This is a genomic window from Kitasatospora sp. NPDC029312, from assembly GCF_055569215.1.
Window position 1 is genome coordinate 26,340 of the sequence record NZ_JBVHXY010000049.1, and the last position, 23,815, is coordinate 50,154.

Genomic DNA, 23,815 nt, shown 5'->3' on the forward strand with positions numbered 1-23,815 from the left:
CGGCCGCTTTGCTTCGTTTGGGTCGAGTCGTCTCGGCCGCCAGGGCTACGCCGTCTTCCCGGCCCTGTCCCCTGTGAGTTCCGCGTCTAGTGCTGTACGCGATGAGGTGCTCTAGCAGTTGACTTCGTAGGTTGAGCAGGAATTTCTGAGGTCTCTTCAGGCGCTGAGCTGGCCGTTTAGCGCCGGTGGTGGAGACTGGTCGGGATCTTAGGCGCTGTGACCTGGAATCCCGTTGGATAGTGTGGAATCTCGTAAGTGTCTCCGGAACCCCTATAGAAATTCTTGCGTTTGTGCAGCTCAGGGCTCTCCTTGGCGTGTTCCTGGGGTGATGCCGAGCTGCTGGGTGGCTCGCGGCTCGTTCGGCTTGGGTGTCGCGATCCGCGAATGCGCGCTGTCCTCCGTACTGCTGTCGGTGCCTCGAGACCGGTACGGGGACTCCGCCGTGGGACGGGTTCGGCAGCGGCCTTGACGAGGTGGCTGGCCGTGACTGTGCCGGCAGGTCCGGCGCAGTGGCGTCTGCCGAGGTTCTAAGCGGTGAGGGGTCCCGTCCGGATACCGGGAGTAGATCGTCTTTCCTGCTGTTGCGGGGGAGGCGTGAGAGCTATGGTGTGCGTCCACCACACATGTGCGAGCCGCGGGATGTGTGGTGACCGGCAAGGGAACTGACTGCGGACGACGCTGTTCGCAGGCTGGAGGACAGCGTGAGCGTGGTGTCTTCAGGGCTGTGGTCGGACGAGCCGACTCGATTGGATTTGCTCTCCTTCGACGCGGTCGCCTCGGCCGTGGTGCAGGCCCTGCTGGACGACGCGCTCGACCCGGTGACCGTCGGGGTATCCGGGGCATGGGGCAGCGGCAAGACCACGGTGCTGCGCCTGGTCGAGGACGGGCTCACCCGGCAGACGTCCGGCGAAGGCAGCGCCGTTCTCGTGATCAGTACCGATCCGTGGCGCTACGACCCTGGGATCGGCGCCAAGGAAACTCTGATCGGGGAGGTGCTCGCCGCTGTTGCCGCCGAACTCGCCAAGCAGGATCAGCCTGGCCCGGTGCGCAGCCGCGCCCGGGCGGTGCTGGCCACGTTGCGGAAGCGAGTTGACTGGGCCAAGGCGTTGCAGGTGGCGGCGAAGACGTCACTGACGTTGCAACTGCCGTCGGTTGACGATCTCACTAGTCTGATCAACACCGACCCCGCGGACCAGGACGCCGACGCTGCGGAACCCCTGTCGCGCGGACTCGAGGAGTTCCGCAGCGAGTTCTGCACGTTGATGGAGTCCGAGGAACTGAGCCATCTGCGGCGCGTGGTCGTGCTCGTCGATGACCTGGACCGCTGTTTGCCTGACACGGTCGTCGACACCCTGGAGACCATCCGGCTGTTTCTGGCAGTGCCGAAGATGGCCTTCGTAGTTGCCGCCGATGAGCGCCGGGTGGCCGATGCCCTTCGGGTCCGGTTCCCCGCTGGCAGCGGGCAGCAGGGCGCCGGTGACCAGTACGCCGAGGAGCCCGCGAGTCTGTACCTGCACAAGATCGTGCAGACAACGGTGCCGCTGCCGACCCTGAGCCGTTTCGACACCGAGGCGTTTCTCGTCCTGCTGCAGCTCTCCCAGCGGCAGTCCCCCGACGAGCTCGCCCCCTACATCGCGGCGTGCGTGGAGCTGCGGCGGACGAAGGGCCTGCTGGACGACCTCGTCGATGCCGTGGCCGGCGGCGACATCTCCGCGGAGCTGGCCTTTGCTTCGCGGATGACACCTATCCTCTACGAGAAGTTGCAAGGCAGCCCGCGACGGATTAAGCGGTTCCTCAACGATCTGCGGGTGCGTCAGTCTGTCGCGGGCCACCGTGGAATCGAGCTGGAGCCGGACATCGTGGCAAAGCTCATGGTGTTGGAGAAGCTGCTGCCCGACGCCTTCACCACCATCTTGGGCTGGCTGGCCCGCGGTGAACTGCGCGCGCGGATGACCAAGCTCGAGGCGGCCGCGGGCCGCTCCGTGCCGCAGGCTCCGGCAGCGGACGGCGCCGCTGCTGCGGAGGAAGGACAGAGCCCTGCGGCTGAACGGCAGAGCCAGGCTGCGGAGACGGATGGGACCGAGCCGGTTACGTTCGACGACGACCTGATCCGGTGGGCGAAGCTTCCCCCGGGCCTGGACACCGTAGATCTCGCGCCCTACCTGTACCTGGCGGCGGCGTTCTCGGGTCAGCAACTCCTCGACGCAGGGTTGCCGGGCAGGCTGCGGGACATCGCGGCGAACCTGCTGTCCACGGTGCGCTTCGACCAGCGCCGGGTGACCGATGCCGACATCACCGCGCTGGGCGAGGACGACGCCCTGAGCCTGACGGAGTACCTCGGCCGAGCGGGTCGGGACCGCCCCTCCGAGCAGACCCAGGCGGTGCGAGGCCTCGTGCGCATCACCACCGCCTACCCGGCCGTCACCGACCGGGCCGCCCAACTGCTGCAGTCCGTGCCGACCGGTGAACTTGAGCCGGCCACCGTCCTGGCCGTCCCGGCCGACAAGGCTGCCTTCCGCAGTGTGCTGGAGCACTGGAAGAGCCACGCCTCGGCTGCCCCGGTCCCGGTCCGGCGCACCTTGGATATGGCGTTGGGAGCGGGGGGTCGCTCCTGATGGGGACCAAAGGCTCCTACACAGGCAGTGGCACACCGGCCAGCAAGCAGCTCCAGAGTAACGTGACGCAGTGGCTCGACGCTCTGGCCGACTCCGGCCCCGACACACCCGCGCAGCAGCTCGACCCGGACCGGCTGCTGCCCTCCCTTGGCCTGTTCAGGCCCTCGGGTGGGCACGCGGACGGCCCCGGTGCAGGAGGGGCGGGCGGTGCGGGAGCCGGGGGAGGGAGTCGTGCCGGGGGAGGGGCGCAGCGCACCGTCGCGCAGTCCTCCCGCACGGCCGGCCGGGCCGCGGCCGCGGCGTACGCCTACCGCACCGGCAACGTGCAGGCGCTTGCCGAACTGGGCCTGGACTACGCGCAACTGCAGGCCGCAGCCAGCGATCCGGTTGACTGGACCCGCCGGATCGTGGAGGCCGCCTGCGGGCCGCTGTCCGACGGCACCGTCGAGGACCAGGAACGCCGTTTCGTCGCCAGCGAGGTCGCCCAATGGGTCCTGGACGCGGGCACTGCCGACACACCTCCAAGCCCCGAGGAAGTCGTCCGGGAGACCTTGGCCCTGATCATCTTCGAAGCTGTCGTCAGCGAGACCGCGGCGGCGATGAACGACGGATCCCGCCCCGCCTGGGCCACCGCGGACGGCGAGCGCCAACTGCTCGCAACCGCGCGCGCCCTGGCCGACCGAGCCTCCCTCACGATCACCGGACCCAGCACTGCTGAGATCACCCGAGCCGTCGAAGAGGGTATCGGTGCGATGCGGTCCATCTGGATGGAGTCCTGATGCCCGCCTACACCCTGCAGCTGGACGCAGACATCTCCCGGCCGGCTGCCACCGGCACCACCACCTTCTGGTGGCCCCCCGGCCCGGGCGGATCCTTCGTCTCCACGCTCGGGCCGTGCCTGGGCAAGCTGGGCCCCGTTGCCGAACCCAACGTTGAACTGGTCCGCCTCGCCGCTCTTGTCTATGCCGCCGACCGCACCACCCCGCGCCGCGCCGCCCGGTCGAACTGGACCCGGCGCACCTTCGAACTGGACGTTCCCGTCTACGTGCCGGCGCGTTGGGACGCGGTCCGCGGCCGGCTCGAGGAACTCCTGGGGTTCCTGTCCGGCGACCGCTGGTCGATCAGCTTCTGCCGCGCCGCCGCCCCGCAGGAAATCGTCCGGGACGCGCCGTGTCCCGGCATACGGCGCGTGATCCTACTCAGCGGCGGTGCGGACTCCGCAGTCGGAGCCTTGGTCTCACGCCACGACCTCGGACCGGAGCGACACCTGCTCCTGTCCCACGTCGGCGCCACTACCCTCGCGCCTGTCCAGCAGGACACCGCCGCCGAGATCGCCCGCCTCATCGACGGGCCCCCGCAGCACCACCAGGCCCTGCGCTTCTCCCGAAGGGCTCGCCGACCCGACAGTGCCAAACTGCCCAACGAGTACTCCACCCGCACCCGATCCCTGCTGTTCCTCGCCCTGGGCCTGGCCGCCGCGTCCGTGGAGCACGTGCCGTTGTGGATCCCGGAGAACGGCTTCGCATCGCTCAACATCCCCCTCACCGCCGACCAGCGCGGCGCCCTGTCCACCCGCACCACCCACCCGTTCTTCCTGCAGACCCTGGCCGCCATCGCCAGCGACGCGGGCGCCCACGCCGACATCCACAACCCCTTCGCCGACCGCACCAAAGGCGAGATGTTCCTCCAAGCCGCCGAACTCGTTGGCCCCAACCCGGCCGCCGAATTCCTCAGCCGCACCCACTCCTGCGCCCACACCGGGCACCGCAGCCATCGCATCCCCGTACGGACCCACTGCGGCGTGTGCTTCGGGTGCCTGTTGCGCCGCGCCTCGTTCCGCGCCGCACAGCTCCACGACTCGACCGACTACCTCCACACCCGCCACGACGACACCCTGCACGCCTACCTGCGCAGCAAGTCCGTCGAACCGTCGCTGCGCACCTTCCTCGCGCGCGGCCTGCGCCCTGCTGACATCACCACGTTGAACCTTCCCGTCGAGTATCCCACCCGCCAGGCATACGAGCTGTGCCAGCGAGGCGTCGCAGAGCTGGAGTTGCTCTACACATGAGGACGAGCGCACTGCCACCGTTGGACCTGCACGCGCATATCGACACCGGTGTCCCAGCCGACGACCTTGCGGGCCTGGGAGCAGTGGTTTTCGCGGCCACCCGCTCCCCGGACGAGGCCGCCCGAGCCGTCCGACGGCAGGACACACAGATCATCTGGGGAGTCGGCGTCCACCCCGGACTCGCTCGCAGCCACGCAAACTTCGACCCCGACAGTTTCGCCTGGCTGATCGAGCACACCCCGCTGGTCAGCGAGATCGGACTCGACGGAGGGAGCCGAGTTCCGATGGGTCGTCAACAGGCGACCTTCCGAGCCGTCCTCGACATTCTGACCCGCACCCCGCGCATCACCAGCATCCATAGCCACGCCGCCCACCAGGAGGTCCTGGACGAGCTGGAGCAATTTCCAGCGCCCGGCATGGTTCTCCACTGGTGGCTCGGCGACGCCGCGCAGACGGCCCGCGCCGTCAGTCTCGGCTGCTATTTCTCTCTCAACGCCTCCGCCGCGCGCAGGACCTCGCTTCTGGAATCCATCCCCCTCGACCGGCTCCTGACCGAGACCGACCACCCTTTCGGGGACCGCAGTTCCTCCTCACCACGTCCCGGCAACATCGCCCAGCTGGAGCACGCCCTCGCCCGCCACCATGCGACGACACCCGAAGACATGCGCCGGATCGTGTGGCGGAACCTGGCCGCGCTCGTCCGTGACACTCAGTGCTCGGCTCAGCTCAGCCGGCGCATGCGATCACACCTCGCCTCGCTCCCGCTGTGACATCCGGGTGGGAGCGGGGCCAGTGGTCTCGGCCGGTGGCGATGGCGTCGAGAGCTTCTGGAACGCCGACCGGGCACACCTCGGGTATGGCATCCTCATGCCGTGAGCCGCCCCACCACGCAAAAGCGCTTTCCCCCCAAAGTAGTCGACGCACTTGCCATGCAGCTCGCCGACCTAGCCGACGGACAGCGGCATCACATGGCGTCGTGGATGCTCAAGACCGTCCACGACGCGGTGATCGCACATCCGCTTCCTGCCGGCTACGTCCTGGACCCGCCCGCGGCGGGCGAGTACTTCGGTCGAGTGCGTCAGCACGTCGAGACGCAGATCGCCGCGATGACCCAGTCCTACCCGTCCGCGCAGTGGCTCTGGTACCTGCGGCGCCTGCCCGACCTGTTCGACGGCCGTCTGGCCACCACCGGTCCGTCCGATCGGGCTCTGATGGAACTCATGGCAGCGACCAGTGCCAGAGAATGTCCGCAACTTCCCACTACAGACGGGCAGATCGCCTTTCCCATCACAGACGGCGTCGTTCGACGTGTCCTACGGTTGAGCGCGATGACAATCGCTCTGAGTGAGATCCACTCCAAGTTGCGGCGCGCCGGTAAGGGCACCTCGTTCCGTGCCGCCGCGGACGGGCTTCCGGATGCGATCCCCGAGCCGGCCGTTGACCAGGCCATCGCTCTCTACGATCTCCGTGTCGCCGAGGGAGAAGACGGCTTGCTCGCCCCCGGTGCCCGCATCCTGTCGCCGGACCTGCGCACCGGTGACCCGGCTCCGATCTTCACTGTGAATGAGCTGCCCGCGTGGCAGGATCTCCCAGCGTTCTACGGGCCGCTCAAAGACGATGCATGGCTGACCGTACGGGGTCGTTTCGTTCCGCATGTCTCGTCGATCGCCGCACTGCCAGAGGTGCTCGCCGGCGTGAAGCGACCCGGCACCGGATGGTGGCATCCTGCCTTCCCCGCAGTGCTGACGATTCTGCAGGCGCTTTACTGGTACCTGCGGGAGTTCACCGGTGCAGGAGGGCTCAGCGTCATCCGCTACGGCTACCTCACCATGCCCCGACAGATCCTCCAAGAGGTCGTCGACGAGGCGCTTCCGGCGCTCCAGCCCCGTTTCGAGGAATGGTTCCCAGGATCCGCTCCAGCCGCTGGTGCCGAGGTCTTCGACGGTCTCGAATCACTCAAGGTCGTGCTGTGGCCGAACGAGCCGGGACCGGTGCTTCACCCGGCCGGTGATGACGTGCTCATCGACGTGGCCTGTGCCAGCCGGCATCTCATACGCATGTGCACGATCGCCCCCGACGGCGGCGGGCCGCTTCCGAACGCCCGCGCTGACCGGTTCGAAACCGACGTGCAATACCTCCTCGACAACTCGGCGTGGAAACCCCGTTCAGGACTCGTCCGTGGGATGAAGCCCGACCCGGACGGCAGCGGCCCCATCACCGACCTGGACGCGGTAGGAGAGAACGGGACTACCCTGCTCCTCGTCTCCTGCAAGAGCGTCCCGTACAACTACTCCTACGATGCAGGCGTCTTCCGTACCGTCAACAACGTCGCCAGCATGGTGGACAAGGCCGTCGCGAAATGGGACTCCGTTGTCCAGACCCTCACCGATACCCCGGTCGGCCGGAACTACGACCTGAGCCGCTTCCAGCGCATCGTCGGCATCGTCTGTCTCCCGCACGTGCCCTACACCCTGCTCGGCCCAGCTACCCAAACCGTAGCCACCGGCCCTGATGGCTCGACTCTGCGCCGGGTGTGCAGCTATACGGAATTGCACCGCTGGCTCCAGAGCCACGGCTGACAGACCGCCAGGCCACGCATAACCCTCCGGCCGTGAGCTGGAGCGGACTCAATGCCCGCGGCCGGTGGTGACGGCGTCGAGTTCGGTGCGGGTGATGTTCTCTGTGCCGGTGAGGATGGCGCGCCTGGCGGCCTGGCTGATCAGTTGGGACAGGTCGCGGAAGTAGCCGCCGGTGCGGTCGTGGAGGTACTGGTGGTGCTTGGTCAGGGCGTGCTCGTCGAGGTTGTGCAGGCGCAGGTGCTGCTCGTATCCGGCGAGGGCTTTGAGGAAGGTGTTCTTGTTCTGGCCGTGGAAGGGGAGCGGGTCGAGCCAGGTGACGGGGAGGCGTCCGTAGACGAGGTCGTCCTTCGCGTCGTCGGTTGCGCGGCTGGCGCCGGCCGGGTCCTTGGCCCGGGCTCTGGTGAGGCGTTCGGTCCGTTGCTGCAGCACCAGGGAGTGCCGGTCGGCGAGCGCGCGGGCTTCGTGGACGATGGTCTGGGCACCGGAGCCGCAGAAGATGGTGGTGATGCCGAGCCGGTTGCGCAGGTAGTCGAAGTAGTGCAGAACCGGGGCGAGCTGGGCCGGGGTGACGCGTTGGATGTCGTCGACGAGCAGCAGCCGGGTCAGTGCGGTCTCCAGGACGTAGTTGACCGGCACGGAGAGGTCCGGGTAACTGCGCCAGCGCAGGAGTTCGTCCTCGCTGGTGGGCTCGGTGTTGAGCCCAAGGAAGCAGGCGATCTCCCAGATCCAGTTGACCTTGCTGTCGGTGTCCGCCGGCGCGAGGATGTGCACTACGGGGATCTGGGTGATCTTCTCCGTGGTGTGGTCCTCGATGTCGCGCTGCACGCTGCGCCCGATCATTCGCAGCAGCAGGCTCTTGCCGGTGCCGGAGGGTCCGTCGATGACCCGGTCCAGGAGGCCGTCACGGCGGCCGGCGTTCACGATGACCGCGTTCAGTGCCTCGGTCACGGCAGCGTCGATGTTGCTGCTCTCTACCACCATCAGGTGTGCGTGGTAGCTGAGGCGGGGCTCGTTCTTGCGCTCGTCCTTGGCCAGCGCGGGATGGGTGTCGAGGTCGGGGGCTGTGAGGTCCTCGCGGGCGAAGTGGTTCCACCCGGTGAGGACGTAGAGCCATTCCGGGCGCATCGGCGCGCTGCGCGCCCGCTGCAGTGCGCGCTCCTGCCGCTTGTTCCTGAGAGCGACCGAAGATCTCACAGTTCTCCTCCGGGAAGAGCGGGGAAGGTATCGGCGGGGGAGTCCCCGGAGAGGAGTGCGACCTGCCCGTCCTCGCCGTCTTCGTCGTCTTCGTCGTCGGGAGTGTCACCGAAGAGGCCGGCCAGGGCGGCGCTGGTGGGAGCGGGGTGCCCAGCCGGCTCGGGGCGGCCGGCGGGCAGGGGCTGTGTGCGGTAGGGGACGATCGCGTCGAGGTCGATATCGCCGAGTCCGGCGTACCGGTCCGCGGGCGTCTCCTGGGTCTCCAGCACGGGCCCTTGGAAGGGCAGCACGGGGCTGGTGCGGCTGCTGCGTGGGGGAGCGGTGCGGCTGCGGCGTCGCCGTTCCTTCACCGCCAGTGCGATGGCGGCGTGGTGGTCCTTGCGGCCGTCGTCCGCGAGGACCTGGGCGGTGGCCGTGTCCCAGTGGTCGACGGTCCACGGATCGTTCAGCAGGTGCCGGTGGACGAACTCCGCCTTGATCCACCGGCCGTCGCCGCGGTGGTCGTACAGCCAGGCGACCTCGGGCCGGTAGGGGTTGTAACGGACCTCCCACCTGCCGCCGCTGCCGGGCTCCGGCAGCCCGGAGTCCAGGCCCTGCAGCGGTTTCAGCTCACCCGAGGCGCTCTGGTAGGGGCGATTGTCGACCTCGAAGCCCTTGTCGTTGACCGTCACCCACGCCGGCACCAGCAGCCTGCGGTTGTCTTCGGGCGTCAGTGGTCGGGGCCGGTACCCGGAGCGGGAGACCATCGCCGCGTACATCTCGTTCGGGGACAACTCCAGTCCGGGTAGTGCGGGGTGGGTCAGCCCCTCATGCGGCAACTGCTGGTACTCGAGCGCCACCCACTCGTCGGCCATTTGCTGGAGTTCGTTGATGGTCCACAGGGGACCGCGTTCGATACCGCGCCCACGCACCTGATGGCTGCGGCCGGTCCAGCCGGCCACGTACTGGCTGAAGGAGTCGGCGAGAGTGGAGAAGAACCGCTCGCCGATGGGCTTGTCAGTGGGCCGGCCCTTGCGTGCGTACCGGATGGCGATGCCGAGGAAGGCACACACGTCCTCGAAATGCTGGCTCAGGTACGGGCTGCCCTGGTCGAGAATGATCGTAGACGGGTGGATGACGGGCCGGGCCGCAGTCGCTTCGGTGAAACGGGGGTCTGCCGCGTGCAGCTCGCCGAAGGGAAGAGCGGACGCCGATGCGGCGGTCAGCGGATCCCAGCCGGGCCGGGTCGGCAGGGGAGCGAAGCACTGCGCGAGTGTGAGGACGAGGTCGAAGGCCCGGGTCGCCCGGCCACCGGTCCGCTGGCCGACTGGACCGTCTCCGGTGACCGCCGGAACGATCATCAGCGCGGCCACGCTGCGGGAGGCGATGTCGATGAGAGAGGTCAGCTCAGCCGAGACCACTTCCGCGTCCTCGCTCAGAGCTTTGACCCGCAGGGGAGTGGTGTCCATCTGGGTCAGTTCGCCCGGCTTCAGCGCGTGCGAAGGGATGAAGGGCTTGTTCGGCTTGCTGGCCCGGGACGAGCGCTGTCGGGTCGTCTGCCGCAGGACGTCAGACAGTCCGATTTCGGCCATCCGTTTGTAGAACGTGGACTGCGGCAACAGCAGACGCTCGGCTTCCGCCGGGTCCCGGAGCTCTTTGGCATACCGCCGCTGCACCAGCTCCTCCACCAGGTCCAGCGCCCGGTTGATCCGACCTCCGGACTCCCGCGCCAGCTCCTGCGTCACCTCGTGCATGGCCTCGATCAGGCGGGGATCGGTGTTCCCGCCGGGCCGGGGGGCGCGGCCCTTGCGCCCGTCCACGATGAGCACCAGCGGATTCTCGCCCGCGGCCTTCCACTTGCGGCGCTTGTCGTCCAGAGTCCGCCAGCTGATGGAGGTGTCGTCCAGGTCCTCGAGTTCGGCGGCCTTGGCCTTGCAGCGCTGCGCGACTGTGGTGGTGTCCGGGTCGTAGCCGGGACGGGAGAGCAGGCGGCCGGGGCGGATCCCGGTGTCGATCTCCTTGATGTGCCGGTGCCACTTCAGGGCCTGCTTACGGTCCTCCTTGCTCACGCCCAGCAGCAGCGTTCCCAGGGGCGGCAGCCCGGTGCGCTCGACAGGCAGGCCCGCCGTGTCCAGGACGGCGAAGTCCGCAGCGCCGACCACCGCCGCGTACAGGGCATCGACCGGCCCGCCCGCCCCGGTCCCCGCCACCGGTGACAGGGTGATGATCGGCCCGGCGAAGGCGTCCACACGGAATTCCTCGCCCCGCCAGCGGATTCGGTCGCCGAGTCGGACCCGGTCGCATTCGAATCGCCCTGGCAGTCCTCTTCTGGTCATGACGCTTCCTCTCAGGCCCACACCGGGGCATCGGCCAGCAGGGGCCGCGTCCAGTCGAATCGCAGACGCTGCTGCCACATCAGGCGGTAGGCGAGGTCCAGGGCCACCAGCTGCGGTACCCCGCACGCAGCTATGCCTTCGTGCAGCGGCCGCCGCCGGCGGAAGGCGTCCAGGACGGCCTTCTCCCGCTCGTGCTCGCGCTGGGCGGGGAAGCGGTAGCCCGAGAGCCACATGAGGTTCGCCAGCCGCGTTCCGTGCGGCACCGGCCACAGGCGCACCGTCCAGCCGGCCGCCTGCGCGACCTCGTGCAGTGCCGCCATGCGTTCCTGCCACTGAGGCCCCGACCGGCGCTCGGGCGGGACGACCACCACGCAGCGGGAACCCCCGCGTGTGCGGGCGATGAAGTCCGGCCGCCACCGGTGCCGCACGCGGCCCTGCAGCCAGTGCAGTTCGACAGGCTCACCGCTGAACTGCCCGATATCCGCTGTGAAGTCCAGCTCCACCGCCACCCGCAGCCGTCGCAGCGACCCGCACACCACCCTCGACCGCGACGATGACGGCCACGCGGTGATGATGCCCTGGCGGTCGTGATAGGCGACGGGATCCGTCGGCGGCTGGCGCTCCTCGAGTGCCACACCCGCCAGGTCACCCGCGCGCGACGACGTCAGCTCACCGTGCTCGTCCACGTGCCACCCGACGATGTCCCGCACCGGACTCCCCTTCCACTCCTCCCGGACGCAACCAGCTTGAAGACACCCCGCCCGGGCCGGGGGAGAGCAAGGAGTGTCACCTGAACGGATGAGCTTCCTTGACGCCAGCCCGCTCCCGTGTCCGTTCTGCGGCCTCGTGCAGGGTCCGCAGAACCGGCAGATAGCACAGCACCCGCACTGGTCGGAGACAGGCATGCGGCTGCGACCCGATTTCTCCTGTACGACAGCAACGACCACCCTCCGAGCGGGCGTTGTTTGCCGGAGCCACTCACGACGGATGCCCCGCACGCGAGTCCTGCCTGCCGCGCCCCTCGACCCAGCGCAGGAGCTCGTCCCTGCCCACCGTACAGTCCAGCCCTGCCCCCGCCATCAGGTCCTCTGCCTCCCTCAGCCAGCGGCTCCGGTCGAGGCCGCTGAACCGGCCACCGCGTTTGAAACGCAGCATCGACCACGCCAAGGCCGCCGCCTCCGGATAGATCACCAACGGCACGGCCCTGGCCGTCCGGGCTCCCAGCCCCGCCCGCCAAGCCCGCTCTGCCCACAGCGGCTCCTCCGGCGCACCCGCCCACCAAAGCCGCACCACCTGGGAGGCATCCGCGAAGAACCTGCCCCCGGCCGCCTTGAATCGCTGAACCAGCCGCAGCCGCTCCTGATGGGCCCGCACACACTCCGGTAGCACCCTCAGATCCACGAAGGAAGCCTCCTCCTGCCGGCGGGAATCGTCCGTCCACCTCAGATGCCGCAGACACACCTGCCAGGGTTCCGACGAGATCAGCCACACCGGCTCGCTGATCCGGCGCGCATACCCGCATAGGGCGCACCGGCGGACCGGATACCCGTTCTCGGCCTCCCACGGCCACTGCCACAGTGCCTCGCCGCAACCGGGAAGCACGTACCGATCGGCCAGGCTTGGAAGTACCTGACGCAGCATGTCGGTCGATCGGTTGGACAAGATTGCAAGGTGCCACAGCCCGGCCTCGTTCACGTACATCTCGGTGCACTGCGGGTACCGCTCGACCCGCTCGGGATCGGCCGAAGCCTGCCCTTGACCGACCCGCCCGAGGAACTCGGCCAGCCCCAGTCCATTGCCGTGCGCGAGCCGTGCGACGAACGAGCCCGTCGACTCGCCGCCCACCAGACGCACTCCGTTGGGCAGCGGCCACCGCGGGCCGAACCTCAGCCTCGGCATACCTTCCGTCACATTGCCCTCCCAGCCAGCTGCCGGCACTGCAGCCCACCAGCGCGCCGACTCACGGGGCAAGAAGCGGTCACCCCTTCGGGTGAACCATCCGCAGATCTCCGCCTGCCACCGACCCTCCCTACCACGCTCGACGTGAGGTTGGCTGGCAGCCACCAGGGAGGGACCTTGGCCACGCCGACGTACGAGGCATTGCGCAGTCCCCTTCGCGGACACCAGGACCTGGCCGTCGACTCGTGTGTGTCCGTCTTCAAGGAGGGCGCATCCCGGGCCACGATCACCATGGCCACCGGAAGCGGCAAGACCCATGTCGCGCTGAACACGGTCCACGAGACGGCCCCGCACGGGCGCGCCCTCGTGGTCGTACCGTCCTTGCGTCTGCTCGAACAGACCGCGTCCCTGTGGCACCACGAAGGACGTCCGGGCCGATACATCGGCGTCTGCTCGCGCGAGAACCCGGCCGATCCGGCCTTGGCCGACGTCCTCACCATGGTCGACCAGCCGGAGGACCTCGCGGCCCTGTCCGCCCTGTCCGACGGGCCGCTCAACGTGTTCTGCACCTACCAGTCCCTGGACAAGGTCACCCAGACACACGCCACCCACCACCTGCCTGGCTGGGACGTGCTCGTCGTCGACGAGGCCCACCACACCACCGGCAATCTCGACAAAGCCTGGGCGCAGGTCCACGACAACGACGCGCTTCCTGCTCGGCACCGCCTCTACATGACCGCCACCCCCCTCGTCTTCGACCGGCAAGCAGGCGACGAACGCGGCATGCCGCGCAACCAGGTCGTCGCCTCCATGGACGACCACAGCCTCTACGGACCCACCGTCTACAGCATCTCCCTCGCGCAAGCCATCAACCAGGGACTGCTCGCCGACTACCGCATCGTCGTCATCACCATTCGCAACGAAGACCTGCTCCATGCCCTGCGCCGTGACACCAGCACCTGGACATCCGAAGCACTGCGCGCAGCAGCGGCCCAACTCGCCCTCACCCTCGCCCAACAGCGCTACGACCTGCGCCGCACCCTCACCTTCCATCCGTCCATCGCCGCCGCAGAAACCTTCGCCGACACCCTCCCCGACACAGCCGCCCTTCGCCCGGACTTCGACCGCTCGCTGCTGCACGTCGGCACCGTCAACTCCCGCCAGACCCCCTTCGAACAACACCAGGCGTACGCTGCCTTCGCCGCCACCCCCCTCAACACCGCACTCGGCGCCACACCCCCGCACCGCGCGGTCCTCACCAACTGCCGCTGCTGCAGCGAGGGCGTCGACATCCCCGCCATCGACTCCGTGCTGTTCGCCCACCCCAAGACCAGCACCGTTGACATCGTCCAAGCCGTCGGCCGAGCACTGCGCCAGACACCGGGCGACGGAAAGATCTCCACCATCGTCATCCCCATCTACCTCGCCCCCGGCGACGACATGGGAGAAGCCACCAAGAGGACACCCTGGCGCCTTCTCTACGAGGTCCTCATTGCTCTCAGCCTCTACGACGAGCACACCTTCCACCGCGTGGAACACTTGGAAGCGCACCGCCGGGGCGAATCTGCACAACCCGAACTTGCCGCCGCCCCCGAACGCGCCGACGAGATCCTCCAGTTCCTCGACCTCCGCGACACCCCCGCACCCAACCAGCTCTGGGACTACGGCTTCGTCAGCGCCGAGCGTTTCCACCGCGAACACGGACACCTCAACGTCCCCAGCCGCTACCTCGGCCCCGACAGCTTCTACCTCGGCTGGTGGATCGGCCAGCAACGCTCCCTACGACTGAACGCCATGCTGCTCCCGGACCGGATCAAGGCCCTCGACACCCTCAGCATGCGGTGGAACCACCCTCCCCACAGCATCGAACGCAAACTCCAGGTCGCCCGCGACTACATGAGCCGTAACGGACACCTGGCCCCGGCAGCGGACGAACGCCACGGCGGCCTCCACCTCGGCCGCTGGCTCGCCGACCGCCGCAGAGAAGTACGCGACCGCACCCTCCCTATCTGCTACCAGCGGGCCCTCGTTGAGATCTACCCCTGGTGGAGCGAGCCATGGCCCGCCACCTGGAAACGGACCTACGCCCACGCCCTCGCCGCTGCCCGCAAGGGCGAGCTCGCATTCCCCTCACTGCGCCCCCAGACCGAACCCCCGCTCACCCGATGGCTTGACGATCAGATCGACAATCTCGGCAAGCTCGGCGACACCAGGCACAACCTCCTCGGCGCCCTCCCCCTCACCCACCCCCTCGCCCTCCTGCTGCGCCGCCCCCGCGGTACCTCGGAGTGGGCCTTCACCCGAGGACTGAGGGCCGCCCGTGCCTTCCAACGCGAGTACCAGCACCTCGACGTGCCGTCCTGGTACCGGTGCGCCTTGGACGGCGCTGACTTCCAGCTCGGCCGATGGATAGCCGAGAGGCGCCGGAACCCTGGCGCCTTGTCACGTGAACAACTCGACGCCCTCGAAGCCCTCGACATGCGCTGGCGCCCTCGGGCCTGAACGCCCCTTCGAGCCTTTTCTCCTGTCCCACAGGGAGCGTTGAGTCGCGTCGGAGCGAGACGGCCACCGGTAGCCGACCGCCCCCGCGGCGCCGGGGCGCGATAGCCCGCATAGGCGAACAGCGGGGCGAGCGCTCCCCAGTGTGAAGGCCGGGATCTTCGGCCGGGGACCTTGTGAGGATGCGGGGGCACGACCTCCCGTCTGCCGGGGACAGGCCGGCCCAGGCAGACGGCGCCGTGGCTCGGCTGCCGAAGCCCGACCGTATGCGGTTTGTGCGGAGGAGGAACGGGCTCGTCCTGCGGCGTCGTGCCGCCCTGACGTCCGGACGCGAGCAGTTCCTTGCTCACCTCGCGCCGCGATGGTCAGCTGCTGGCGTCGACGATGTGCACCGATCCGGGGACGAGCCCGAGGAGGGTCTTGGGCTGGTTCTTCCATCCCGTCACCTGCTCCACGCAACAGCTGCTGTCGAGATCGAACACCGCGCAGGGCCGCCCGTTCAAGACGACGTATAGATCAGCCCCTGAGCGCGGTTGTCCGGGTTGAAGACCTTGAGGAGAAACTCTGCGACCACCTGGGTCGGCACGTAGTCGATCTGGTCGTAGCCGTCCCGAACCGGCGTCGCCATCTGTGCAACGAACTGGTGGAGGAACAGCAGGGTGCGCCGCTGGTGGCCGCGTTCGGGGTCGAACATCGACGGCACCTCAGGCAGCCTGGTGAAGTCGACCACCGTGCTGCTCCGGGAGAGCTCGAAGGTTCCTACCGCCAGCCGCTGCGGCTTGCCGCGCGTCACCTCGCGCACGGCGGTGTCCTGGTCGAACGCGCCGTAGAACATCGGGATGCCGGCCGGGCTCATCCTGTTGGAGGTCCGGGCGGACTCGCGGGGCGCGGTGCCGAGGTCGGAGGCGCCCCAGCCAGCTGCCACCCGGATGTCCCGTACCTCGCGGACACGCCACTGCCTTGTGCCAGCGGGGATTTCCCGCACCAGGTCCAAGTCCAGGATGTGCCGGCCGATCTGATCGAGGATGCGGCCTGCCGGGATCTCCCCCCAGCGTTCCTCCTCCTTGTCCGCGTCGTCGCGGCGGAGCCAGAAAACGTACCTGGTCCTGTGTTGGATCTGTTCGCAGAAGGACTGCCAGCTGGAGGTGAGCTGCTCGTTGTAGCGCAGGAGCTGCCAGTCGATCTCGGTCCAGGTCTGGTCGCCGATCGCGTCGCGGACGGCTTCCAGGACCGCCTCGTTGGCGAAGACCTCGGCGTGGTCACCCACCAGGTCCCAGGTGTCCCAGGTGGTGGCGACGTGGTAGCCGCCCTCTCTGCTGTCGTAGGGGACTCCCTCGTCGTCAGCGTTGGCGTACTCGGTCCTCAGCCCGTTGACGAACGCTTCCGTGAGGACGTCCAGTTCAGCGGCAGGACTCTCACCGCAGAAGTTGCATTCCTCACCGTCCTGGGCGGAATCCGAGACCACCTTCTTGAGAGCCAGGTCGCTGAGGCAACCCGCACACACGTGATCGCCCCGGGAGGCCCAGCCCCGCTCGAACTCCAGCTCCATCTGTCGCTTCGCTCCGCCCATGTGCGGAGCCTACGCGGCGGCATCGGCCAGGTCTGCCCGCAGAGTTCGCCATCTTGCCCGAGTCGCTCGCAAACCACGGCGCTCTGTCGCATCGATGGTATGCGGCACGGGCCGTACGCCTCTTCCGGGGGTTCTGGACTCCCAAAGTGAACATCTCTACTATTTGGTTGAGTCCTACTGTATGGGGGAGTTCTTGTGAGGATCAGCATCGGCGGCGAGCAGGTCGAGGTGCCCGACGACCTGGGCGCCGCCTTGCTCGCCGGGCTCCGCGGCGACCGGTTGGTGGAGCCGCCGCAGACCGCCGACTTCGACGACCTGGTCGCCCTGGTCGCCCGCACCAGCCGCCTCACCCAGCACCTGACGGTGTTCAAGGAGGTGGCGATGTCCCGCGCGGACGCCGCCGGCGCCTACTCGAACCGGAGCGCGCTGGCCACGGCGGCCGCGATGTCCGCTTCCCAGCTCGGCCGGGTCCTCGAGGGCCACGGGCTGCCGAGGGATCGCCGCAGCGGCGGGGTGAACCTCGTGTCCGCGTTCCGCACCGCCGACGACGGCGTCCTGCACCTGGCCGCTGAGCCGGACGTCGCCGACCTGCCGTCGTTCACTCTGCCGTTCAGCCCGGCGGATCGGGCGACCGAGCCCACGGAGTTCGCCGGCCGGGAGCTGACCTTCTACTACCGCCCCCGGGTCCCGATCGCGGTAGCCGACCTCGGGCGCAGCGCCGGCTACACCCTGCGCGACGCCGAGCAGGGACTGATCGCCTGCGTCACCGAGGACGTCTTCGACGCCCTGTTCGGCGACCCGCGTCTCGACCCGACCCGCCCCAACGGACGCTGAGGAGAAGCCCCGATGTCCGACGAGCTGTTCGACTCCGTCGACGCGCTGCTCGCCGCCGTGAGCAGCGGTCTGCCGCTGCCGGCGGAGCGCAAGCGGCTGCGCCTGGCGGCCGGGCTCACGCCCGCGCAGGTCGCTGCGGCCCTGCGGGTCAATTCAACGCTGGTGGTCGCCTGGGAGGACGGGACTGCCGTCCCGGGTCCGGACATCACCCCGGCCTACACGCGCCTCCTGGAGGGCCTGGCCGCGCGTTTCCCGGCGCCCGAGCAGCCCGCGGCGACGCCGATCCCGGCCGCGCCGCAGACGCCTGTCCAGGCCCCGGCGGCCGCCCAGCATGCCGCCGACGCGCCCGCCGTCCCGGTGCTCGACCAGAACCCGGACGGTTCGCTGCTGATGGCCGCCGCGGCACCGTGCGTGCAGTGCGGCCAGCCGTCCGTCTACCGTGCCCAGGGCCGCCCGATGCACCTCGGCGGGTTCTGCCGCCCCGCCACCCCGGCTACCGAGCCGGCCGTCGAAGCCACCCAGCAGCCGACCCCGGCCCCGGCCGAGCAGCCCCCGGCCACGCCCGCACCCGCTGTTGCTCCCGTCGCCTCCGAGCCGGTCCGGCCCGCACCCACCGCGTCACCCGCCCCGGCGAACCCGCGCCCGGCGACAGCCCGCACCACTGCCCGCCCGGCTGCAGCCCGTCCGGCTTCGGCGCGCCCCGCAGCTCCGTCCGCTGCCGCTGCCGCTGCGCGCTGGTGGCCGGCGGTCGCGCTGGACGCCGCGCCGGACGGCGGCGGGTGGGTGCTGGACGTGCCGCAGATCCCGGCTCCGGCCGGGGTGAAGCTGGGCGACTGGTTCGCGTGGCTGGGCACCGGGCTGCCGCTGCGCGTCGAGCGGGCCCACGCCTCGGGGCGCGGCGGCGACGGCATGGTCTGCCTGACCGCCGCCGCGCTGGGGCAGCTCGGCCTGCCCACCACCCTGCCCGCCACCGAGAAGGCCCTGACCGCGCTGCACACCAAGCTGGCCAAGGCCGCCGCCGTGGTGGGCATGGAGATCAGCGACCAGATCGGCCCGAGCTTCCACGTCTTCCGCCGCACCGGATCGGCCGGCGGACCGAAGACCTCGGTCCGGGTCACCATCGCGCCCTGGCTCGGCCAGGGCGACGCCCGCCAGCAGGCCACCAGCGCCCTCGCCGCCCCGCTCGCCACCGCCCCCGACGGCACCAAGGACGGCCTCACCCTGACCCGCCGCTACCGCGCCTTCACCACCGACCTCGGCGCCGCCCCCGGCGCGACCACCGCCTCCACCGCGATGCTGCTCCTGGACGCGGTGCGCCCGCGCGTGGAGTGGGTGAAGGACGAGACGACGGGGGAGTGGTCCTCCCACCTGCGCGAGGGCGCCCTCCCGAAGGGCGACGTGTGCGTTGCGCCGGCCGCCGGGGCCCGGCATCCCCTGACCCGCGAACTCCTCGGCAAGGGCGAGGCGGTGTGCGAGGAGGAGGACTACAAGTGGTGGGCCCGTGAGCTCACCACTGAGGAGGCCGGGCGGTCGTTCGCGGTCGCGGTAGACGTCTGCGCCTCCTATCTGTCCGTCACCGACTCCCTGCCCCTGCCCGTCGGCGAGCTGGTGGCGGTGAAGAACCCGGACTGGAACAAGGGCAAGACGGCCGGTCTGTGGTTCTGCGACTTCACTGGCATCGCGGTGGACGAGCTGCTGCCGCACCCCGCGACCTTCCACGGCCAGTCCCCGACCGGACCGGGCTGGTACGCCACCCCGACCGTCGCCTACATGGCCACCACCTACGGCTTCGACCCGGCCACCATCACCGAGGCGTACCTCAGTACGCACACCGCGCCGCTGCTCAAGGAGTGGACCGGCCGGATCCGCGGCGGCTACAAGCGCGCCTACGCTGACCTCGGCCTGGTCGACGGCCAGGCCCCCGCCGAGTTCCTGGCCGCCTATGCCGTGCACAAGGACGTCGGCGCCGACCCGGCCCGCGCGGACGCCCTGGTCCTCGCGGGGCTGTACAAGAACATCTACAAGGGCGGGATCGGCAAGTGGGCCGACTCCGCCCGCCACCTGGACGACCAGGTGTGGCTAGAGAAGATCGCGGCGTCCTGGTCCTACCGCCCCGAGATCCGCTTCCACGTCATCGCCGCCGCCCGCATCGCCGCCCACCGACGCCTGCGCAAGACGCTCCAGCTCACCGGCCGGGCCCCGTTTGCGGTCAACGTGGACAGCTACCTGTACGCCGCCGACGCCCCCTCGCCGCTGGAGCTGCTCCCGGTCAAGGACGACGGCACCCCGGTGCCGGGGGCGCTGCGCCTGGGCATCGCCCCGGGCAGCCACAAGCACGAGTCCTCGATCCCGCTCCAGGCCGCCATCGAGGCGATGGGGCGCCGGGAGCACCCCTCCAAGCTGGTCCACCATTACACCACCGACGGCACCGCGCTCGGCCAGGAGCAGCCCGGCGCGCCTGGCACCGGCAACGACGATGAGGAAGGCGGGAACTGATGGCGGGCAAGGGATTGTTCGGCCGGGTCCGGGAGGCGCTGTTCCCCTCCCGGAAGGCACCGGTGCAGTCCACGACGCAGGCCGGCCAGGTGCGGGAGCGCAAGTACGGCGGGAACACCAAGGCCATGGCCGCCGCCTACGGCGTCGCGCCGCGCACGGTGCTCCGCTGGATCGACGGCACCCGCCACCCCAAGGGGGAGGACGCCGAGCGGCTGCAGCGCGAGGCGGTCGGCGTGCAGACCACCGAGCGCGGGCGGGAGCGCAAGGCCAGGCAGCTGGCCCAGCGCGGCACCGTCTCCGGGATCGGGGCCCGGGTCGGCCGTGCCGTGAGCTTCGAGATCCGCGGCTCGGACGCGGTGCGGGCCCGCGACATCCACCTGAACCTGTCGGGCGAGCAGGCGGCCGCCCTGGCCCTCGCCGAGGACGAGGACGAGGTGCGGCAGATCGTCGGCCAGGCCCTCGCGGACTACTTCAACGGCGGCGTCGGCTACGGCGGCTTCACCGCCGACGACTTCGACTTCGACCCCAACGACTTCGACCTGACCTGACCAATCACCCGCCGCACTGGGCCGCCCATGGGGCGGACGTGGATGTGCTGACCGGCATCCCCGGTCGCCACCAGCTGGTGGCGACCGTCCGCCTTCTCCACTGCGGAACCGTTCCGCCCCGACAAGTGGCGGCGCAAGCAGGCGACGGCTCGCGCCGCTGGGCCGGAATGCGCCGACCAGGAGCGCGGGCTCCTCGGCGGTTTCCGCAGCACCGTTAAGCGGCGAGGTTGATTCGGAGGTAGGGGCCGTAACCAACTACGCGGCGCAGGTAGAGGCCGCGCAGAGCCTGGACCGCTGAGCCGTCCGCGTGCTCGTCCAGGGCAGGGACCTCTCCAACAAGCCGGTAGGTGAGGACGATGTGCGCTTCGAGATCGTTGAGATCGGCATGCAGGACCTGTTCGAGGGCCAGGGCGAGGTCGGGCGAGTGGATCTTGGCCTCGGCATACGGTGTGTCGTAGCTGGCCATGAAGGCCCTCAGCGCGCTGCGGTAGCTGCCGTGGTCGACGTTCATCGCCCCGGTCAGCTCAATGGACAGGGCCGGCGGGGCCATGGTGGGGCGCACCGAGGCCTGGTAGGCATCGGCGGACATCGCGGCGGCGAGGTGCATCGCGGCCGTGAGGGCGCGGACGTCTTCTACCGCTTGGCGGAGCTGAGCGACCGTCCCGGAGCGGTCCTCGCGCTTCAGCAGGGTGTCGGCGGCGGCAAGGGCGGCGGCCGCGGACCGGTTTGCCAGGGCGTACACGCGATGGCCGAGCCGCCACCGCGCTTGCGGGGTATGTACGGGCAGTGCCTGGTCTTCCCCGACGTCTTCCCGGATCATCAGCGGTGCGTGCGGCACCTCGGTCCTACAGGTCAGGAGGAAGCGGGCGGCGAACTCGGTCAGCCAGGCCGCGTCGTCGGGGGTCAGAGGCGCATGGAGAAGATCTGCGGCAAGGGCTCGCAGGGTGGGAGCCGCGCTGGCCACGGCCAGCTTGGCGGACAGGTGGGGGGCACGGGCTATCCCGAAGTACGCATCGTAGATCTGCACGTCGTCGGACAGGCCGCTGGAGTCGGCCGCCGCGGCGGCTTGGGCGGCGAGCTCACTGGTGCCGGCTACGAGTTGGCCCAGGAGGTCGTACGCCGCGCGCAGAGCTGCCTTCGCGTCGTCTCGGACGGTACCGCCGCGCAGCGCCTGGGCAGCCTCCCGGAAAGCAGACGCGGCACAGTCGGCAAGCTCCGCCAGATGCCCGTCCAGCAGTGAACTCTGGTCGACCGGGGCCGAGGAGATGACGAGGACCGGCTCATCCGTTTGCGCCTCCGGGCGGTCCTCCGACCCGAAGTCGGCCCACCACACGCCGGACCCGTCGCGGTAGGCCCGAGCGAAGACGAGCCCGCCGACGGGCCGGCAGTCCGGGGTGGGCTCGCCCGTGGCTCGCCACTGATACCCCTTGTGAAGACACGCGAAGTGGCCATCCGAGCTGATCTTGCCGTGCACAGCGAGGTCGTGCCCGCGGTGCGGGCACTGCCGCGCCAGTGCCCGCGGATGGGAGCTGTCCGCGTCCACCAGCACGATGTCGGGGTGTTCCGTCGCGGTGAAGGGACGTCCGGCCTGCGGCCGAGCGGCGTAGCCGAGCCGTACCTTCTTCGATCCACCCGCGGAGTCGCTCGTGGTTTCGGTCATGTCCCGCCTCCCTGCCTGGCGGTAGCCCGGCTCATCAGCCGGGCGGTGATCTTTCTTCACAAGTCTCGCACATTGAAACCGGCGAGTCTAGGCCAATCGGGTAATCCAGACATCTTTGGACATTGGTAACTCTGGGAACATAAAATCCCAGGCTTCGCGTCCGCTGGTGGACATGGTGAGCCCGGAGGAAGCTTGACCCCTAGGGGCCCGGCAGATGAGAGGAGAGGATTCGGTGCGATTCTTCGCTGCAGAAGACAGGCGCGTGGCGCTCCACATGAAGCTCGCCGAGCAGGTCGAACCCGATCTGCTCGCGGCGGTGATCTGCGCTGGGGACCGCCCGATGTCCCGGTTGCGATATGTCACGGAGAGCGGACTGTCCGCGCCCACTGTGGGTCGGGCGGCCCGCGCCCTGATCAAGGATGGACTCCTCGTTGAAGGCGAGCAGTTCCCGATTGAACGCCGGGGCCGGCCTGAGATCACCTTGCAGGTCAACCCGAAGCACGTTCATCTCGGGCTCGTTGTGGAAGACGAGGCCGAGCCAGCGGGGAGAAGCGCTGGGGTCAGGGTCGTCGCGATGCCCGTCACCCTTGATGGGAAGCCGTTCGAAGGGATGCCGCCCATCGCGGTGCCCATCGCGGAGAGGAAGATCCCTGACCTCATCACGTCTGTGGTCGAGGCTGTTCGCCAGCTGCGCCAGAAGATCGAAGAGCGAGGAGCCCGCGTCGAGGGCATCGGGCTGTCGCTCGGAGGACACATCTCGGCGGACAATTGGGTGGAGTACTCGTCGAACATCGGGAGCGAGCAAGACCAGCCTTCCCCGTTGGGAAGCCACCTACAAGAGGCCATCCAACTTCCGGTCATGCTTGAGAACGACGCCAACGCGCTTGCCCGGCGACACCTGTGGTTCACGCAGGAGCCGAGTTCGACCTACGCGATCGTCCTGCTCAAGTCGGACGGCATCGGCTGTGGAATCGTCGCGGATGGGTCCGTCTTTACGGGCGCTCGCGGCATGGCCGGGGAGTTCGGCCATCTGCCCATGGACCCCGATGGTCCTATGTGCCGCTGCAAGAACTATGGCTGCCTGGAGGCAATCGCGACTCCACGCGCCATCTCTCAGTCCTTGAAGTTCGAAGGCTTCGAACGGGTGAGCAAGGCGGTAGCGGCCAACGATGAGGACGCGGCTCGGGCCCTTGGTGAAGCTGGGAGCTGTATGGGGCGAGCACTTGCAACGCTGATCAACCTCGTTGATCCTGGGAGGATCTTCCTCTTGGGAGTTGATGAGTTGACCGACCGTGAGGCGAACTCAACGGCGGCGGTTTACCTGGACGCCATGGCGGAGGCCGTACAGAGGCATGTGTTCCGCAGTGCCCGGGATCGCTACGACCTCGAGCACATCTGGGCGAACCTCATTGTGTCGGGTCTTCTTACTGAGACCGAGACCACGGTCGCAGCCGCTGCCCAGTGCATTCAAAGAGTCGTCAGTTCCCGTTCCGGCAGCAACGGCTGAATCGAGTCCGCCGAGCCAGACGGCATCGACG

Annotated in this window: 16 protein-coding genes; 10 read left to right on the top strand and 6 right to left on the bottom strand. The window is 69.2% G+C overall.

The annotated features are described in order from the left end of the window. The first annotated feature begins 701 nt into the window (after positions 1-701). The 5 genes from ACZ4WV_RS30160 to ACZ4WV_RS30180 all read left to right on the top strand — a co-directional run bounded on the left by ACZ4WV_RS30160 (position 702) and on the right by ACZ4WV_RS30180 (position 7,262). A complete protein-coding gene (locus ACZ4WV_RS30160; RefSeq protein WP_465751807.1) occupies positions 702-2,615 on the top strand; it encodes a KAP family P-loop NTPase fold protein in 1,914 nt (637 codons plus the stop codon). A 62-nt stretch (positions 2,616-2,677) separates the two neighbouring features. Further along, a complete protein-coding gene (locus ACZ4WV_RS30165) occupies positions 2,678-3,394 on the top strand; it encodes a hypothetical protein (protein WP_465751808.1) in 717 nt (238 codons plus the stop codon). Continuing rightward, positions 3,394-4,683 (top strand): hypothetical protein, encoded by a 1,290-nt coding sequence (locus ACZ4WV_RS30170; RefSeq protein WP_465751809.1) that lies wholly within the window; start codon positions 3,394-3,396, stop codon positions 4,681-4,683. Before ACZ4WV_RS30165 ends, ACZ4WV_RS30170 begins: the two co-directional genes overlap by 1 nt. 20 nt (positions 4,684-4,703) lie before the next feature. After that, positions 4,704-5,453, top strand: a complete 750-nt coding sequence (locus ACZ4WV_RS30175; protein WP_465751810.1) for a TatD family hydrolase — start codon at positions 4,704-4,706, stop codon at positions 5,451-5,453. A gap of 102 nt (positions 5,454-5,555) precedes the next feature. Next, positions 5,556-7,262, top strand: coding sequence for a hypothetical protein (locus tag ACZ4WV_RS30180; protein WP_465751811.1), 1,707 nt, complete (start codon positions 5,556-5,558; stop codon positions 7,260-7,262). 48 nt (positions 7,263-7,310) lie between these two features. On the opposite strand, the gene ACZ4WV_RS30185 is transcribed toward ACZ4WV_RS30180, so the two are convergent. From ACZ4WV_RS30185 to ACZ4WV_RS30200, 4 genes are all read right to left on the bottom strand, one after another. Next, the gene (locus ACZ4WV_RS30185) at positions 7,311-8,456 is read right to left on the bottom strand and encodes an ATP-binding protein (RefSeq protein ID WP_465751812.1); all 1,146 of its coding nucleotides are present in this window, start codon (positions 8,454-8,456) and stop codon (positions 7,311-7,313) included. Continuing rightward, positions 8,453-10,684: a transposase gene (locus ACZ4WV_RS30190; RefSeq protein WP_465751813.1), complete on the bottom strand. Its 2,232-nt coding sequence runs from the start codon at positions 10,682-10,684 to the stop codon at positions 8,453-8,455. The genes ACZ4WV_RS30185 and ACZ4WV_RS30190 overlap by 4 nt, the downstream gene beginning before the upstream one ends. Positions 10,685-10,782: 98 nt before the next feature. Further along, the gene (locus ACZ4WV_RS30195; RefSeq protein ID WP_465751814.1) at positions 10,783-11,481 is read right to left on the bottom strand and encodes a TnsA-like heteromeric transposase endonuclease subunit; all 699 of its coding nucleotides are present in this window, start codon (positions 11,479-11,481) and stop codon (positions 10,783-10,785) included. Between the two features lie 268 nt (positions 11,482-11,749). Beyond that, a complete protein-coding gene (locus ACZ4WV_RS30200) occupies positions 11,750-12,616 on the bottom strand; it encodes a TniQ family protein (protein ID WP_465751815.1) in 867 nt (288 codons plus the stop codon). A 231-nt stretch (positions 12,617-12,847) separates the two neighbouring features. Here ACZ4WV_RS30200 and ACZ4WV_RS30205 point away from each other — a divergent pair, with 231 nt between their 5' ends. Continuing rightward, complete coding sequence (locus ACZ4WV_RS30205) at positions 12,848-15,172, top strand: helicase associated domain-containing protein (protein WP_465751816.1); 2,325 nt, start codon at positions 12,848-12,850, stop codon at positions 15,170-15,172. A 496-nt stretch (positions 15,173-15,668) separates the two neighbouring features. Here ACZ4WV_RS30205 and ACZ4WV_RS30210 read toward each other — a convergent pair whose 3' ends face one another. Then, a complete protein-coding gene (locus tag ACZ4WV_RS30210; protein WP_465751817.1) occupies positions 15,669-16,739 on the bottom strand; it encodes a HEPN-associated N-terminal domain-containing protein in 1,071 nt (356 codons plus the stop codon). Positions 16,740-16,934: 195 nt separating this feature from the next. On the opposite strand from ACZ4WV_RS30210, the gene ACZ4WV_RS30215 reads away from it, so the two are divergent. The 3 genes from ACZ4WV_RS30215 to ACZ4WV_RS30225 are packed head-to-tail and all read left to right on the top strand — an operon-like array spanning position 16,935 to position 20,617. Continuing rightward, on the top strand, positions 16,935-17,573 hold the full coding sequence (locus tag ACZ4WV_RS30215; RefSeq protein WP_465751818.1) for a hypothetical protein: 639 nt from the start codon (positions 16,935-16,937) through the stop codon (positions 17,571-17,573). A 12-nt stretch (positions 17,574-17,585) separates the two neighbouring features. Next, entirely contained in the window at positions 17,586-20,069 is a 2,484-nt protein-coding gene (locus ACZ4WV_RS30220; RefSeq protein ID WP_465751819.1) for a helix-turn-helix domain-containing protein, read from the top strand. Continuing rightward, positions 20,069-20,617, top strand: a complete 549-nt coding sequence (locus ACZ4WV_RS30225; protein ID WP_465751820.1) for a hypothetical protein — start codon at positions 20,069-20,071, stop codon at positions 20,615-20,617. The genes ACZ4WV_RS30220 and ACZ4WV_RS30225 overlap by 1 nt, the downstream gene beginning before the upstream one ends. 214 nt (positions 20,618-20,831) lie before the next feature. Here the strand turns inward: ACZ4WV_RS30225 and ACZ4WV_RS30230 are convergent, their stop codons facing one another. After that, positions 20,832-22,277 (bottom strand): Rieske 2Fe-2S domain-containing protein, encoded by a 1,446-nt coding sequence (locus tag ACZ4WV_RS30230; protein WP_465751821.1) that lies wholly within the window; start codon positions 22,275-22,277, stop codon positions 20,832-20,834. Between the two features lie 232 nt (positions 22,278-22,509). On the opposite strand from ACZ4WV_RS30230, the gene ACZ4WV_RS30235 reads away from it, so the two are divergent. Continuing rightward, positions 22,510-23,784, top strand: coding sequence for an ROK family protein (locus ACZ4WV_RS30235; protein WP_465751822.1), 1,275 nt, complete (start codon positions 22,510-22,512; stop codon positions 23,782-23,784). Positions 23,785-23,815: the final 31 nt, after the last annotated feature.

What these genes read in the sequence shown, in the direction of transcription:
- ACZ4WV_RS30170 (WP_465751809.1), top strand. Translation starts at nt 3,394, where the DNA reads ATGCCCGCCTACACCCTGCAGCTGGACGCAGACATCTCCCGGCCGGCT.
- ACZ4WV_RS30210 (WP_465751817.1), bottom strand. Translation starts at nt 16,739, where the DNA reads ATGGGCGGAGCGAAGCGACAGATGGAGCTGGAGTTCGAGCGGGGCTGG.
- ACZ4WV_RS30220 (WP_465751819.1), top strand. Translation starts at nt 17,586, where the DNA reads ATGTCCGACGAGCTGTTCGACTCCGTCGACGCGCTGCTCGCCGCCGTG.
- ACZ4WV_RS30225 (WP_465751820.1), top strand. Translation starts at nt 20,069, where the DNA reads ATGGCGGGCAAGGGATTGTTCGGCCGGGTCCGGGAGGCGCTGTTCCCC.
- ACZ4WV_RS30230 (WP_465751821.1), bottom strand. Translation starts at nt 22,277, where the DNA reads ATGACCGAAACCACGAGCGACTCCGCGGGTGGATCGAAGAAGGTACGG.